This window comes from Gorillibacterium terrae, assembly GCF_051594785.1.
GTDB lineage: Bacteria > Bacillota > Bacilli > Paenibacillales > NBRC-103111 > Gorillibacterium.
In genome coordinates, this window is record NZ_JBPPGI010000001.1 from 1,198,922 (window position 1) to 1,215,317 (window position 16,396).

The window sequence follows — 16,396 nt, forward strand, 5'->3', positions numbered from 1 at the left end:
GATCGACGGATGAGTACACTGGCGCCAAATCGCCTGGAAGGCTTGAGCGAGAAAATTTTCCTGGACCGTTACGCCCGCAAGGATGCGGACACCGCCAACACGAAGGTAGGCGACGTCGTCCTGGTCCTGACCAAGGATGACCCCAAGTTTCCGGCAAAGGAAGTCGGGGAGGTCATCGAGCGCAGCGGCCGCGAAGTGACGGTGCGCCTGCGCAGCGGCGAGCTGGTCCATTCGGATATCGACAAGCTGACGCTGACGATCGAGAAAACGCCGGAGGAAATGTGGGACCGGCTGGCCGCCGCCATGGCTTCCGTCGAAGCCCCGAGCAAGCAAAAGGAATGGACGGAGAACTTCCGCTACATCCTCGACGACTGGAAGCTGGTTCCGGGCGGACGCATCGCCGCCGGAGCGGGCGCCAGCGACGAGCTGACGCTGTTCAACTGCTATGTCATCCCGTCCCCGGCGGACAGCCGCGGCGGCATCATGGCCACCTTGAGCGAGATGACGGAGATCATGTCGCGCGGCGGCGGCGTGGGGATCAACCTGTCCTCGCTGCGTCCGCGCCGGGCGATCGTCAAGGGCGTCAACGGCTCGTCTTCGGGCGCCGTATCCTGGGGCGGCCTGTTCAGCTATACCACCGGTCTGATCGAGCAGGGCGGCAGCCGCCGCGGCGCGCTCATGCTGATGCTGAACGACTGGCACCCCGATCTGCTCGATTTCATCACCGTCAAGCAGACCATGGGTCAAGTGACGAACGCGAACCTCTCCGTCTGCGTCAGCAACGGCTTCATGAAGGCCGTCAAGGAAGACCTGGATTGGGATCTCGTCTTCCCGGACACGACCGTCGAAGGCTACAACGAAATCTGGGACGGCGATCTCGACAAGTGGAAGAAGGCCGGCCATCCGGTCAAGGTGTTCCGCACCGTGAAAGCCCGCGAGGTTTGGCATACGATCATCGAATCGGCCTGGAAGTCGGCCGAGCCCGGCGTCGTCTTCATGGAGTATTACAACCAGATGTCCAACAGCTGGTATTTCAACCCGATCATCTGCACGAATCCGTGCGGCGAGCAGGGCCTGCCGGCCTGGGGGGTCTGCAACCTGTCGGCCATCAACCTGTCCAAGTTCTATGACGCAGATAAGAACGACGTCGCTTGGGACGAGCTCGGCAAGGTGGTCCGCTGGTCCACGCGCTTCCTGGACAACGTCATTGACAAGACGCCGTACCATTTCGAAGAAAACCGCATCAACCAGCAGGGCGAGCGCCGCGTCGGCCTCGGCACGATGGGGCTGGCCGAGCTGATGATCAAGCTCGAAGTCCGCTACGGCAGCCCGGAATCGCTGGCGTTCCTGGATAAGCTGTACGGCTTCATGGCGAAGGAAGCGTATCTGGCTTCCTCGGAGATCGCCGGAGAGAAAGGCTCGTTCAAGCACTTCGACACCGACCTCTACCTGCAGAGCGGCTTCATGAAGAACCTGATCGCCGAATACCCCGAAGTGGAAACCTCGATCCGCGAGCACGGCATGCGCAACGTGACCGTCATCACCCAGGCTCCGACCGGCAGCACGGGCACCATGGTCGGCACCTCGACGGGCATCGAGCCGTATTTCGCCTTCGAATACTTCCGGCAGAGCCGCCTCGGCTTCGACAAGCAGTATGTGCCGATCGCCCAGGAATGGCTGGAGCGCCATCCCGGCGCTGAGCTGCCGGAGCATTTCGTCACCGCCATGACCCTGTCGGCGGAGGACCACATCCGCGTGCAGGCCGCCATTCAGCGCTGGGTGGACAGCTCGATCTCGAAGACGGCCAATGCGCCGAACGACTTCACCGTCGAAGACACGAAGAAGCTGTACGAGCTGGCCTTCGACCTCGGCTGCAAGGGCGTGACGATCTACCGCGACGGCAGCCGCAACGAGCAGGTTCTTTCGACGGAGAAGAAGGAAGAGAAGAAGGAAGAAGCGAAACCGGAGACGGCCGCTGCGCCGGTCGCTTCCGAGACCGCGCCTGCTGTATCGCTTCCGGCCGCTACGCCCGCTGCGAAGGTCATCGACAAGGAATACAAGCGCCGCCCGCAGATCCTGAAGGGGGCGACGTACAAGATCAACACGCCGTTCGGCATGGCTTACATTACCATCAACGACCTGAACGGCGCGCCGAGCGAAATCTTCCTCAACGTCGGCAAGGCCGGCTCCGACGTCTTCGCCATGGCGGAAGCGCTCGGCCGCGTCTGCTCGCTGTTCCTCCGTTACGGAGACCACGGCAACAAGGTCAACCTGCTCGTCAAGCACCTGAAGGGCATCGGCGGCTCCGGCGCGATCGGCTTCGGTGCGAACCGCGTTGAATCCATCGCCGACGCGGTGGCCAAGGCGCTGGAGATACACATCAGCGACGCGGACGCGCAGCCGGTTCACGCTGCGGCTCCGGCGGCACACGGCCATGCTGCGGAAGCGGCTCCGGCGGCAGAGCCCGCCCCGGCGCTCGACGCACACGCCGGCCATTCGCACGAAGACGGCTACGACGATGCGAACAAGGACATCTGCCCGGCCTGCGGTTCGATCGCGCTGATCAACACCGAGGGCTGCAAGACCTGCGCCAACTGCGGCTACAGCAAGTGCGGGTGAGTCGGCTAAGCAGGATTGGCAATGATCCGCTTTTTGATTAACCCTGACTAAATCAATTAGATGCGACCGTTAACCGGAAATTCACCGGGAAACGGTCGCTTTTTTTTATTTTAAGGTTACTTGCCTGCAAGCGATTCCATGTCGGATCGTGCAATTCAGTCAGCGACTTTCGCTTCATTTAAATTCCATGGATATCCGATAAGGTTTGATTATGACTGCTAAAAATGAGCAAATAATACATAAAAATAGAGAATAATGTGTCGAATTGCCATGTTAAATGTTAGATAATGATGTAAAATAATGGTTGACGGTGACGTAAGGAAGTGATAATTTACTTTATAAGACAGCCGTGTTCCTATGATTATTTTTCTCTGTAAAATCGTTTTTCGTACTAACTAAGTTAGTATCTCGTACTAGATTTCAGGTGGAAAAATGGATTGGTATGCACTGTTTGTTGAAACAGGAAAAGAAGATTTGGTTCGATCCATGATCTATAAATTTTTCGATCGATCCACAATTGAAGCCATTGTACCGAAACGATTGCTTCAAGAACGAAAGCAAGGGCAGTTCTACGATGTGTGCAGAACGATGTTCCCCGGCTATGTGTTTGTTCATACGGTAATGAATAAGGAAACTTACTACGAACTCAAAAAAATACCCAGGTTCTACCGGTTCCTGAATAAATACTGCTTCCTGGATGAAGGCATGGACAATGATCATATTTTCTATAAAATCGACGACGAAGAAATGGGATTTATCACGGATTTAATCAGCAGCGACGATCAAATCGACTATTCCAATGTTTATGTCAGGAACGCAAACGTAATCGTTCGCGATGGACCTTTAAAGGGCCGGGAAGGGATTATCAAGAAGATTGATAAACGCCATCGAAGAGCCCGCATCTCCCTGAACTTAATGGGAAAAGAAGTTAGCTTTGATGTAGGAATAAATTTTCTGGAATAAGTTAAATACAAATTCAAGGAGAAATCTATCGCTGCTTCGGTACGTAGGTGGAACTTTGAGGACATACGATAAATTTGGTAGTGTATATGGGTACATATAGACGATAGGGCGAAGCTATCTCAGCATGAAGCCAATATGGAAAAGAATGTAATACTATGCGAGAAACATAATAAACCACCCGTTAATTCGGGTGGTTTTGATTTTGTGACTAGGATGTGTTGGGGGATGGATGAAAGAAAAAACGTATTTATGTTTTCGGGTCAAGGCTCCCAGTACTATCACATGGGGGAAGAGCTCTTCCATCATAACGAAGTCTTTCGAAAGATCATGAACCAATTGGATCATTTGGCATCGGAGATGACCGGATATTCGATTCTTGAACAACTTTTTGACAAGAAAAAAAGAAAATCGGACAGCCTAAATCGAACCATTCTCAGCCATCCGGCCATTTTTATGTTTGAGTATGCAATGGCGATGACTTTGTTGGAGATTGGATTGGAGCCGGATTATGTGTTGGGTTCAAGCTTAGGAGAATATACAGCTTTATCCATAGCTTCTGTCGTTGGCGTGGAGAAGATGCTCGAGATCGTTATCAAGCAAGCGCAGTTACTGGAGGAATGCTGCGTCAAGGGGACGATGCTGGCTATCGTCAACGATATTCATTCGTACGATGAGATTCTTCTTGTTCATACGAACAGCGAGCTGGCAGCGATCAATTTTAATTCTCACTACGTGGTCTCCGGAACGCATGAAAGGTTGACCATGATTGAGAACTATCTCCGCAGCAAGGAAATTGTATACCAAATGCTACCCGTCTCGCTTCCTTTCCATTCAAGCTTCATGGATTCCGCAGAGAATGAGTTCAAAAGGTATTTATCTTCCGTGAAATTTGAACAACCAAAGGTGAGAATCATATCTTCTGTGTATGGAGAGGAACTATCCGGTGATCTATCCAAGGAATACCTGTGGGATATAGCCAGGAAGCCCATATTATTTAAGGATGCGGTCGAACATCTTGAAAAAAAGGGGGAGTATGTGTACTTCGATTTAGGTCCCTCCGGAACGATGTCAACCTTTGTTAAATACAACCTTTCTCGTTGGTCGGCTTCGGAGAATCATGCGATTATCACGCCATTTTCGAATGAGCTTGAAAGGTTTGGAATGATCACGGACAAGTTTCAAGGGATTCGCGCAAAAACAAAATTCGAATGAATAAGGAAACGGACGGTGCTCGGATTGAACAAAGAGTCTATTTACCAAGCTGTACAGGAAGCAATCCAGGAGATTCTCCCTGACTTCGAAATCAGCGAACTTCAACCAGAGATGAGTTTAAGGGACATCGGAGCAAACTCGGTAGATCGGATGGATATCATCATCAGGTCGATGGAACTGACCAATCGAAAAGTTCCGCTTGTTGAGTTTGGAAATTTAAGCAACATTCAGGGTATCATTGATCTTCTCTACAATAAGCAATGAACTTTCGGGTGATAAAATGAGAAGCCATCGTACTGTTGTCATAACCGGCATGGGCGTAATCAGTTCCATCGGACAAGATCTGGCAGGCTTTGAAGCCGCACTTAAAGCGGGAAAGAGCGGCATTGGCCATTTGCATCGAAGTTTCGATGTCGACCTACCGGTTAAAATCGGAGCCGAAATTGGAGACTTTGCTCTCGCATCGAATAAAAGGACTACCGACCCCAAAATGACGGATATCATCAAGAAAGCTCAAACGAGTGCCAGGCGTTCTCCGGTATCCCTCCAGTACGGTGTCGGGGCAGCCCTTGAAGCGTGGGAAAACTCTGGTCTCTATCTTTCCGATTATGACATGCAAAGAGTCGGGCTTGTCGTAGCTGGGAATAATCTGACCAACCGTTTCCAATATGATTTACATGAGAAATTCAAAAGCAATCCCGAATTCTTATCGTCCCGTTATGCCTTGCATGTCATGGATACCGATCATGTGGGGACGTTAAGCGAGATTTTCGGCATAAGAGGGGAAGGTTTCACGGTAGGGGGAGCTTCTGCAAGCGGTAATGTGGGCATTATCAAGGGAGTCCAATTAATCGGGCTTGGAATTGTTGATGCTTGTGTGGTAGTAGGCGCCGCAGCAGATTTTTCTCCTATGGAGTTTCAGGCTTTCTACAACATCGGAGCTATGGGGGGAAAAACCTACCGCGATCGACCTGAACAATCTTGTCGCCCCTTTGATGCCGACCATGAAGGCTTCATCTATGGGCAGGCCAGCGGATGCCTCATTCTTGAATCAATGGAAAGCGCCAAAGCCAGACAAGCCAAACGGTGGGCTGAAATTCTTGGAACTTCTCTTATTCTGGATGGCAACAGGCTGTCTGACCCGAATGAAGACGGGGAAGTGCAAGCAATGGCCAACGCTCTTAAGCAAGCGAACAAGAGTATTAACGAGGTCGATTACATAAATACTCACGGCTCCTCTTCTCCTCTCGGGGACAGGACAGAGCTGAAAGCACTATCTAAGCTATGCGGCAAAGAGAAAGAGCGCATCTGGATTAACTCAACCAAAAGTCTAACCGGTCATTGTCTATATTCCGCTGGGGTGATAGAAGCCATAGCGACGGTTCTTCAATTAAACGGAGGATTTATCCACCCAAATCTCAATTTGGAACGGCCTATCGACCAGACGTTTCGATTTAGTCAAAGTCATTATAGCGAGGCATCGATCCAGCTTGCATTAAGCAACTCATTTGGCTTCGGGGGGATCAACACAAGTCTTATCATTGGCAGAGGAGGGTCACAATGATTACCTATATGTTTCCGGGACAAGGATCTCAACAGAAGGGAATGGGCAAGGGGCTATTTGAAGAATTTCCCGATTTGGTTCAATCGGCCGATCAACTGTTGGGCTATTCAATTCGGGAGTTGTGTTTGGAGGACCCCGAGGACAAACTCGGTTTTACCCAATTTACCCAACCGGCCTTGTATGTTGTTAATTCGTTGCTGTATCTCAAGAAAACGCAGGAAACCGGAATAGTGCCGGATTACGTTGCCGGCCATAGCTTGGGTGAATATAATGCATTATTCGCAGCGAATGCCTTTAGCTTCGAGACGGGGCTGAAGCTCGTGAAAAAAAGGGGAGAATTAATGGGGAAAGCCCATGGCGGCGGAATGGCTGCGGTAATCGGCTTGACGGGCGAGCAGGTGCGGGAGGTTCTGGATACCGAAGGGTTAGGTCAAATTGATATCGCCAATTACAACTCTCCCACCCAGATTGTCATATCCGGACCTAAGGTTGAAATCGATAAAGCCAAGCTCGTATTCGAATCCCAAAAAGATGTAAAAATGTATGCGCCCTTAAATGTCAGCGGCGCTTTTCACTCCAGGTATTTGGAACATGCACAGCGGGAATTTGAAGCATACATAAACGAGATGCCGGTTCAGCGCTTGGAGATCGCCGTTATTTCCAATGTTTCCGCGAGACCCTATCGGCAAACATCCATTAAAACGAATTTGGTCAAGCAAATCACCCATTCTGTTCAATGGACAGACAGCATTCGGTATCTGATCGGACGCGGAGAGATGACTTTTGAAGAAATAGGAACCGGCAAGACTCTTACCGGCATGCTTAAGCGTATACGAACGGAAGCAGAACCGATTACAGGGACCGAAGAAATGGAGGAGACGGATCAAGAGGTCGAAGAGGCCGAAGAGATAGTCGGTACCCAAGCGGCGGAGGTAATCGAAATCGTCGCGGTACACAAGCCTGCGGAGCTTTCCGCTGCTTCGTTTGGAAATAAGGATTTTAAGAAGGAATACGGTTTGACCTATGCCTATTTAACAGGTGCCATGTATCATGGAGTGGCCTCGAAGGAAATGGTTGTAAAAATGGGGAAAGCCGGTATGATGGGCTTTTTGGGTATCGGCGGCATGAAGCTGGCAGCGATTGAATCGGATATTCAGTTCATCCAAAGGGAGCTGTCGGCTGGACAGGCTTATGGCTTGAACTTTTTGCATAACCTTAACCATCCGGAGATGGAACATCAAATCGTTGATCTGTTATTGAAATATAAGGTAAGAACGATTGAGGCTTCCGCCTTTTTTGGTATTACCCCAGCTTTGGTTCGATATAAGGCGAAAGGCTTAAGGCGGGATAGACAGGGGAATGTCCTGACTGATAACAGGATTATCGCCAAACTATCCAGACCGGAAGTCGCTGAAGCGTTTTTAAGCCCGGCGCCGAAGCGGATGGTGGATAAACTGCTGGAGGAGAATAAGATTACAGCCGATGAGGCCGACCTGTTGTCGCATGTACCGATGGCGAATGACCTGACTGTGGAAGCAGACTCCGGGGGACACACGGACCGCGGCGTAGCTTATGCTCTGCTGCCTGCGATTACGGTGCTTCGCGACGATATGATGAAGAAGCATCGCTATCCGGCTCTCGTGCGTGTCGGGGCTGCCGGAGGGATCGGAACTCCACAGGCCGCCGCTGCCGCCTTTGTCATGGGGGCGGATTACATCGTAACCGGATCGATCAACCAATGTACAGTGGAGGCGAATACCCACGATTCGGTCAAGGATTTGCTGCAGCAAGTGAATGTCCAGGATACCGAGTTGGCACCTGCGGGAGATATGTTTGAATTTGGAGCCAAGGTACAGGTGTTGAAAAAGGGTGTGTTTTTCCCCGCCAGAGCGAATAAGCTGTACCATTTATATTCTCAATACAATTCGATTGATGAACTGGATGATAAGACCAAGGTTCAAATTCAGGAGAAATACTTTAAACGCAGCTTTGCTAGCATATTTGAGGAATTGAAAAGCTATTACCCTCCCGGGGAGATCGAGAAGGCCGAATCGAACCCGAAGCATAAAATGGCATTGATTTTCAAATGGTATTTCGCAAACAGCACGCAACTGGCATTAAACGGAAATGTAGAGAGTAAGGTGGATTATCAAGTGCATTGCGGTCCCGCTTTGGGGGCATTTAACCAATGGATGAAAGGAACGGAGCAAGAAAACTGGAGAAACCGACATGTCGACGAAATTGCACAAAAAATAATGCAAGGCGCGGCAGAATTCTTGAACAAACGCTTCACGGAAATGGTTGGATAGTCCGATGAGAGGTTCTAATTGTGGGAGGGATGGCAGTGATTTCGATAAAAAACGTCACCAAAAACTATTATTTGGGGAAAACCATTGTCCCGGCTATCAGGGGGATCAATTTACAAATTGAACAAGGCGAATTTGTTTCGATCGCAGGGTCTTCGGGGAGCGGCAAGTCAACCTTGCTTCAACTGATCGGTTGTCTGGATTATCCGACCAGCGGTGAAGTTTGGATTCTCGATAAGAAAGTAAGCGATTTGCGGGAAAAAGAGTTGAACCGAATCCGGTCGAATACGATCGGATTTATTTTTCAATCTTTCAACTTAATCCCGGTGTTGAATGTCTATGAAAATGTGGAACTGCCGCTTTTGATTATGAAGGATGTCTCCTCGTCCGAGCGCAAAGAACGGGTCAACCATTTTATCCAAGAGGTGGGACTCTCCGGCCAGATTAAGCATAAACCGTCCGAGCTTTCCGGCGGGCAGCGCCAACGGGTAGCCATTGCCAGAGCGCTGGTGACGAAACCCAAATTGGTTTTGGCCGATGAACCCACTGCCAATCTTGACTTTGGGACCGGGATGGAAATCGTTGAACTGATGCAAGAAATCAACCGGCGGGAGAAGACCACCTTTATCTTTTCAACCCATGATCCCAAAGTTATGCAAAAAGCGCACCGGATTTTCCACTTGCAGGACGGCTTGATCGAAAGTGAGGATGTATCATGAAGATATTTTTAATTTCCATCAAAAATATCTTTGTTAATCGCTGGCGATCCATCATCCTGGGCTTGTTTATTTTTTTTATCAGCTTTCTGATGGTCTTCTTTCAGTCGTTCGTCTCAACCATGAAGACGAATATGGAGGATCAGATTATCAATTCCCTGACCGGAGAGCTTCAAATCCGGTCTGCGCAATCCCAGGAAGGAGACATGGCAACCATCAACAAAAACTGGGGGGAAATAGATTATCTGAACGGGAAACAGACAGTGGCGCTGGATCACTATTTGGATTCCCAGACGAAACGATTGACCTATGTTAAACGGGTGCGGGAAAATGCCATGTTACTCTACGATAAGTGGAAACTCCCGGCGATGATCATCGGATTGGACACGACTGCGACCCACTATCAGCAATCGTACAAACTGATCGAAGGCAAGTTTCTTACACCGAATCAAGCTCATCAGATGATGCTTACCGAAACTCAAGCCGAACAGCTTAAAGTCAAAGTCGGCGATACGGTTGGCATCTCGGCACAGAACAAGGACGGAAAACCGGTGCAACTGGATTTAAAAGTGGTTGGGATTGGGAATCTGGACCTCAATTCTGCCACAGCTCAGTTTGATTATGCCTACGTCGATTTGAAGAGCGCCCAGGAACTAATGGGCTTTCAGGCCGGAGAAGTCACGGATTACATTCTGTATACCAAAGATCGGGCGACGATCGCCGAGACGCAGGAATCCATCCTGTCGGATTTGAATTCGGCAGGCCTTTCCCCGGATGAGGTAAAGCTGTCCACCTGGAAGACCATGGGCGGGACGATTCTGGGCGGAGTCGATCTGTATGTCATGACCTTCTACAGCTTCCTTGTCGTTCTCATGCTGATAAGCTGCCTGTTAATTATTAATCTGGTGAACATGATGAGCTTGGAGCGGTATCAGGATATTGGAACGTTGCGGGCCATCGGGTTCAGCCGATTCCGAATTGTTCAAATTTTTATGGGAGAAATCATGTTGATTGTAACCTTTTTCACTTTAATTGGAACGGGCGCCGGTTCCCTTCTGGTCTTGTTCTTCTCCAAGCAAGGCCTGAATACGGGGCCTGTCCTGGGAAAATTGCTGGGGGATCACTTTTACATGAAGGTAAATGCCGGCCAGATTATTCCTCAATTCCTGATCATCTTATTCTTTGCCTTGATTTCGTCACTCTATCCCACATTAAAGGCGGCCTCCTTAAAACCGGTCGAAACTTTAAAGGAAATTTAGTCAAAGGGGAAAGAATATGACCAATATTTTTAAGATTGCCTTTCGCAACATATTGATTAAAAAAAAGCGCTCCCTGTTCATCGGTCTGGCGATCTGGCTGTCGTTATTCCTCTTGCTGATTTCAAGCGCAGTGATGAACGGCGCGCAAAAGCAGGTTACCAAAAGCTACGTCAATCTTCAGTCCGGAAATGTAGCGGTCATCTGGGAGGATACCAAGAAGGTCAAAAGTTCCGATCCGTCAAGGCTGCTGGCCATTCAGGCCTTTGAAGCGGAGAAGCAAGACCAGAATCAACGGGCCATTCACCGATTGGAGACCTTTGTAAAGGATCATTCCTCGGAGATTCAAGGTTATTACCCCACCATCGTGCGGAATGCCCAAATGGCAAAAGGGGATATGGTGGATACCGGGAAAGTCTTCAGCCTGACTCCGCAATACAAGGAGAGGCTGCTTCAAAGCGAAACCGTGAAGATGGATCAAGGAGAGTTGCTGTCGGAACAAAACCATTCCGTTTGTATCAGTGCGGCCAAAGCCGAAGCGGACCATCTGAAAATGGGAGACACCGTAACGTTTGATGCGGTAACCCCCACTGGAGCGACTAATTCGGTAGATTTCGTGATTACGGGCATCTACAGCGATATGGCGATCTATGACAACAAATACGCGTTTATGTCTTACGACAATGCCAAGGAACTCTTTCATTTTGACGACGGCTTCTTTGATATGGGGAAAATTTTTCTGAAGCATCCGAGCCAACGAGAAGCCTTTGCCCACAAATTGGATCAATACTTTACCGGCGACAGTCCCATCTTGCGGGCGGAATCTTCGGAGACGGCTTCCTCGTTCTTCACGACGACTTCGACCTTGTTAAAGGCGTCCTTCGATTTCTTTGTCATTTTCTTATTGGGGGTCATTGCCCTCGGCATTTACTCCACGATTAAGATGAATCTGTTCGGACGCATGAAAGAATTTGGAACCCTTCGGGCGATTGGCTACAGCCGGTTTCAGTGCTTCTTGATTATTTTCTTCGAGTATTATTTCCTGTCCCTCCTCTCCATGCTGGCGGCTTTGATCGTGGCAATCCCCTTGGTCTTGATTCTTGGGCATACCGGAATTTATATGGGTTCGGGTGCGATCACCACGATCCTTGGAGGCGAAAGCGTTTATCCCAATTTGCAAATCGAAGACGGGATCATCGCCTTTTTGACCATCAGCCTGTTTACGATGATCTCTTCAATCGGCCCGGGACTCAAATTGTGCTATCAGAACATCACGGATCTAATGCTGAAACGGCAGCGGAAAATATCGCTTTTCACCATATTCTTCCGCCGTACATCCGCGGGAATGGCTCCCCGATCCAATCAGGGGAAATCTGTAGGTTCATAACCGGATCGGTATCGAAGGGAGTGGCGTCGGAAATGGATCCATTATTTAACTTGGCCGCATTTGCAGATCGTAAGGCTATCATCACTCCATCGGGCGAGCATTTCTCGTATAGCGACTTAATTCGGGAATGCCATCGCTTTCAGCCGTTTTTGGAAGCACGGAATAAGAAGCTGGTGATGATCCTTGCTCAAAACAATATGGAGACGGTGATTGGTTATTTGGCCGCCGTGCAAAGCAATCATACCGCCATGATGGTTGATGCCCATTTGGACAGCGACATGATGGATCGCTTAATTTCCACCTACAAGCCGGATTTTATTTGGCGGCCTGTAAGAAGCCAAGGCGTTGTCAAGTACAAGGACTACGAATTAATCGAGAACCGTTGGGAGGGGCAGCCGGAGATCCATCCGGAGCTAGCTGTCTTGCTCTCCACTTCGGGATCGACCGGTTCTCCCAAGTTGGTGCGGCTGGCGAAAAAGAATGTGACAGCCAATGCCAGATCCATCGCCGACTATCTTTGCTTAACGGATACCGAGCGGGCGATAACCAATTTGCCGATGCATTATTCCTATGGATTATCGGTGATGAACAGCCATTTAACCGTAGGGGCGACGATACTTTTAACGGATGCTCCCATCGTCAAACAGGAGTTTTGGGACTTCTTTAAGGCGGAAGGGGGAACCTCCCTAACCGGGGTTCCCTATACCTATGAAATATTAAAACGAATCGGGTTTTCTCAAATGGAATTGCCCTCTTTGCGCTATATGACCCAAGCCGGCGGAAAGCTCGGCAAGGAGCTGGCACTCGAATATGCGGAGCTTTCCCGGTTAAAGAAATTTGATTTTTGGATGATGTACGGTGCTACCGAAGCCACTGCCCGAATTGCGTACTTGGACCCGGCCTATAACCTCACCAAGGCGGGAAGTATCGGTAAAGCGATCCCCGGCGGAAAGCTCCGGCTTTGCGATGAGGAGGGAAACTCGGTTACGGAACCTTTGGCCCAGGGCGAGCTAATCTACGAGGGTCCGAATGTTATGATGGGGTATGGGTATGACCGGGAAGACCTTGCAAAAAGCGATCAATTAAACGATGTCTTACTCACCGGTGATATCGGCTATTTCGACGCAGATGGATTCTATTATATAACCGGCCGCAAAAACCGGTTCCTGAAAATTCTGGGAAAACGTATCGGGTTGTCGGAGATCGAGAACCATCTGCAGGGTTTGGGATACCATTGCTATCTTGGCGGACAGGACGAAATGCTGATGATCGCATACCATCAGGAAGAGTCGGTGGATGTACCGATGGCGACATTGAACAACGTTCGGAAAGAAGTGTTTACCCGGTTTAAAATCCCTCTTGATCTCATTCAGGTGATTCCGGTTCAACAAATCCCCCGGAATTCATACGGTAAGGTCGATTACGCCAGCATACGGTTTCAATTAGATCCGACATCATCCGTCAAGTGAGGCGAAGTAGAAAATCATGAAGGTAAATCACGATCAGCGGATTTCCTATGCTGCTTTCGAGAATGGAATTCAATTGCCGATTCTGGATATTACCCACCCTCTCTTCCATAAAAGCATTGATGAACAGGCGTATCATTTGAATTGCCTCAAATCCGCCCGCAGCATTGATTCCTTAAAAAAGATGCCGGGCTTTATCCAGAACATCTTTGTGAAAATGTCGAATGTCGATAATTCTCATCTGAGCGGGATGCGAACCATGCTATACAAGCTCGGTCCCGAGTTAAGCCGGGGAATCAAATTGGGATTTCGGGACAAGTGGGCATTAAAGCAAACCTCTTTCATGGGGCTTCGGATCAGGATGAGGGATCTTTGCCGCTATCAATCCCAAATTCTGCTGCCCCAGCTCATGCAATCCCCGGAACGTAACCTCTGCTTCTTCAATATCGCCGGGGGAGCAGCTGCAGACAGCATCAACACCCTGATTCTCATTTAGGAAACGCACCCGAAATTACTCCTGGGGCGGAAAATCGAGATCGACATTTTAGATATCGATACCTCTGGACCCAACTTTGCCAAACGGTGCATGGATGTATTGAAACGGCCGGGAGAGAGGTTCCATGGTCTGGACATTCATCTCCATATTGTTCCTTATGACTGGCGTCAGCCGGAGGCATTGCGCAGGATGAGTTTGGAGAGGTCCGATTGGATTCAGCTCTGTTCATCGGAGGGCGGTCTGTACGAGTATGGTTCGGATTCCGAGATTATCGAGAATCTGAACCATTTTTATTTCCATTCTCCGGCGGATGCTCGGGTCACCGGTTCGTTAATTTTTGACCGGGAGCATGTCAATCGGGGGTATCTGGGATTCACAGAATTTGTCGGAGTGAAGATCCGATACCTTGGGATTGAGGGGCTCCTGCGAATTTTATCCCAAACCTCATGGGTTTTGGAAGAATCCCATGACATTGAAACGATCTACACTCTGTTTTCATTGAAGAAAGCGTGATTCAAGCGAAGGAAATCGAACGGGGCCTAGAGGGCCGGGAATGGAAAGGTGAACACGATGGCCGAGAGTTGGAACGTCAGAGAGCAATTTAATAAACAGGCGATCAAATTTGACAACTGGACGATGACACAGAACGAAACAAACCACCAATTTTTGGCGGAGTTCTATGGACTGGGCTCCGATGACGAACTGTTGGACTTGGCTTGCGGTACAGGCGCATTTGCCATTTATGCGGCCCGGCGGACCAAGGCGGTTTGGGGAGTGGATATCTCCGAGAAAATGATTGAGGTGGCGACTGCAAACGCCAGAGAACGCCAAGTGGAGAACATAGCGTTCTTCTGCAGCAATGTGGAAAAAGTACCGTTCGAGAATGAGCGATTCTCCTGTGTCAGTTCGAAAGCGGCGTATCATCATATGAAAAACTATCAAGCGGTCTTTCAGGAAATGAAGCATTACTGCCAAGCTCAAGGGCGAATTTGTATCCAGGATATCATTGCGTACGATGATGCAAAACTTGATGATTTCTTTGAACGGCTGGAGCTGGTGATCGACCCATGCCATCATCGGACGCTATCCAAGCAAGAATTTGTCGACTTGTATAAGCATAACAACGTGGAAGTGCATCGGGCATTGGTATCCGTTTCTCCCATGCACTTCTATGATTATGTGAATCATGCGGTTCAAACCGAGGAAGCCAAAGCAGCCATTGAAGAAATGGTCCGGGCCGGATTGGATGATCCACTTATCTCCCAATGGCTTTACATGAAAGACGATACGCTGTTCTGGAAGCGAAAGGTATTGACGATAGCCGGTTACAAAAGATGAATGACCGTCGACGGACAAAAACCGAATCTAAACCGTAAAGAGGGCTACCAATGGAAGCTGAACAAGGCTTAGCAATGGAAGCGGAACCGCGTATCTCCGCGGAAGCTGTACAACCGAAGAAAAAATCCCGCCGTTGGTTGAAAATCGGCCTGCTGATTATGGGCGGACTGTTGGTGTTGATGTCGCTGGCCGGCATCCTTCTATACTTCGACATCACCCCGACAAAAGCGGCGGTGGCGTCTGCCGGGATCCCCAACGGAGAAGGAGAACTCCTCGAAGTAAATGGATTCAATCTCTGGTATAAACAGACGGGCAATCCGCAGGGAGCGCCCATTATCGCCATCCATGGAGGGCCGGGATTGTCCTCGTATTATTTCCACAATTACTTGGATTTTTTGAATGAAAAAAATCAGGTCATCTATTACGATCAACGCGGATGCGGGAACTCCGAGTCGAAAAGTGAATTGCAGAATTATGGGTTTGCCCAACTCACAGATGATCTGGATGTCATCGTCAATCATTTTGGAAAAACTCAGCCGGTTACTCTTCTGGGTCATAGTTTTGGCGCCATTGTCGCGCTGCAGTATGCCCTGGACCATCCGGATAAAGTGGATAAGCTGATTTTGGTTTCCACCCCCTTTATTAAGTCCACCATGCAACCGGGCATGCTGCTCCAACTGTATCGGACGCTTCCGCCAATGGGAAGCCCCAAAGCCGTCAATCAGTGGTACAGCAAGCGGATGGCCGAGTATTACAAATCGACGCTCTATAAACCCGCAGACGACGAAAAGCTGGATATCGGCCCCGCTTCCTATGCCCCGATGATGTCCGTTTTTAAGACGATGAAAAGCTTCAGTCTGAAGGACCGGCTCCCCGGATTTGATAAAACCACCTTAATTATATACGGTGCTGCAGAAAAAGAGGTTATCTCCACGAAGGATCAGTTGACCTTACATCAAGACTTGCCCAACTCTACCTTGGTCAAGTTCGATCACTCCGGCCATTGGTCTTTTCTGGAAGAACCGGAAAATTTCCAGAAAACCGTATTGGACTTTTTAGCAAAATAACTTGTC

13 protein-coding genes are annotated in these 16,396 nt (G+C 49.4%); all 13 read left to right on the forward strand.

The window, feature by feature from the left end:
* Positions 1-9: 9 nt before the first annotated feature.
* The 13 genes from ACSEXS_RS05235 to ACSEXS_RS05295 all read left to right on the forward strand — a co-directional run bounded on the left by ACSEXS_RS05235 (position 10) and on the right by ACSEXS_RS05295 (position 16,390).
* Positions 10-2,619 (forward strand): adenosylcobalamin-dependent ribonucleoside-diphosphate reductase, encoded by a 2,610-nt coding sequence (locus ACSEXS_RS05235; protein WP_438432111.1) that lies wholly within the window; start codon positions 10-12, stop codon positions 2,617-2,619.
* A 432-nt stretch (positions 2,620-3,051) separates the two neighbouring features.
* A complete protein-coding gene (gene loaP, locus ACSEXS_RS05240; RefSeq protein WP_438432112.1) occupies positions 3,052-3,582 on the forward strand; it encodes an antiterminator LoaP in 531 nt (176 codons plus the stop codon).
* 225 nt (positions 3,583-3,807) lie between these two features.
* Complete coding sequence (locus ACSEXS_RS05245) at positions 3,808-4,794, forward strand: acyltransferase domain-containing protein (protein ID WP_438432113.1); 987 nt, start codon at positions 3,808-3,810, stop codon at positions 4,792-4,794.
* 15 nt (positions 4,795-4,809) lie between these two features.
* A complete protein-coding gene (locus tag ACSEXS_RS05250; protein WP_438432114.1) occupies positions 4,810-5,058 on the forward strand; it encodes a phosphopantetheine-binding protein in 249 nt (82 codons plus the stop codon).
* A gap of 16 nt (positions 5,059-5,074) precedes the next feature.
* Positions 5,075-6,358, forward strand: coding sequence for a beta-ketoacyl synthase N-terminal-like domain-containing protein (locus tag ACSEXS_RS05255; RefSeq protein WP_438432115.1), 1,284 nt, complete (start codon positions 5,075-5,077; stop codon positions 6,356-6,358).
* On the forward strand, positions 6,355-8,667 hold the full coding sequence (fabD, locus tag ACSEXS_RS05260) for an ACP S-malonyltransferase (protein ID WP_438432116.1): 2,313 nt from the start codon (positions 6,355-6,357) through the stop codon (positions 8,665-8,667). Before ACSEXS_RS05255 ends, fabD begins: the two co-directional genes overlap by 4 nt.
* A gap of 35 nt (positions 8,668-8,702) precedes the next feature.
* Positions 8,703-9,383, forward strand: coding sequence for an ABC transporter ATP-binding protein (locus ACSEXS_RS05265; RefSeq protein WP_438432117.1), 681 nt, complete (start codon positions 8,703-8,705; stop codon positions 9,381-9,383).
* The gene (locus tag ACSEXS_RS05270) at positions 9,380-10,639 is read left to right on the forward strand and encodes an ABC transporter permease (RefSeq protein WP_438432118.1); all 1,260 of its coding nucleotides are present in this window, start codon (positions 9,380-9,382) and stop codon (positions 10,637-10,639) included. The genes ACSEXS_RS05265 and ACSEXS_RS05270 overlap by 4 nt, the downstream gene beginning before the upstream one ends.
* 16 nt (positions 10,640-10,655) lie before the next feature.
* Positions 10,656-12,023 carry an ABC transporter permease gene (locus ACSEXS_RS05275; RefSeq protein WP_438432119.1) on the forward strand — a complete coding sequence of 456 codons (1,368 nt, stop codon included), beginning with the start codon at positions 10,656-10,658 and terminating at the stop codon, positions 12,021-12,023.
* Between the two features lie 32 nt (positions 12,024-12,055).
* A complete protein-coding gene (locus ACSEXS_RS05280) occupies positions 12,056-13,492 on the forward strand; it encodes an AMP-binding protein (RefSeq protein WP_438432120.1) in 1,437 nt (478 codons plus the stop codon).
* 16 nt (positions 13,493-13,508) lie between these two features.
* Positions 13,509-13,985 carry a hypothetical protein gene (locus ACSEXS_RS05285; protein WP_438432121.1) on the forward strand — a complete coding sequence of 159 codons (477 nt, stop codon included), beginning with the start codon at positions 13,509-13,511 and terminating at the stop codon, positions 13,983-13,985.
* A gap of 570 nt (positions 13,986-14,555) precedes the next feature.
* Complete coding sequence (locus ACSEXS_RS05290) at positions 14,556-15,323, forward strand: class I SAM-dependent methyltransferase (RefSeq protein WP_438432122.1); 768 nt, start codon at positions 14,556-14,558, stop codon at positions 15,321-15,323.
* A 50-nt stretch (positions 15,324-15,373) separates the two neighbouring features.
* Entirely contained in the window at positions 15,374-16,390 is a 1,017-nt protein-coding gene (locus ACSEXS_RS05295) for an alpha/beta fold hydrolase (protein ID WP_438432123.1), read from the forward strand.
* Positions 16,391-16,396: the final 6 nt, after the last annotated feature.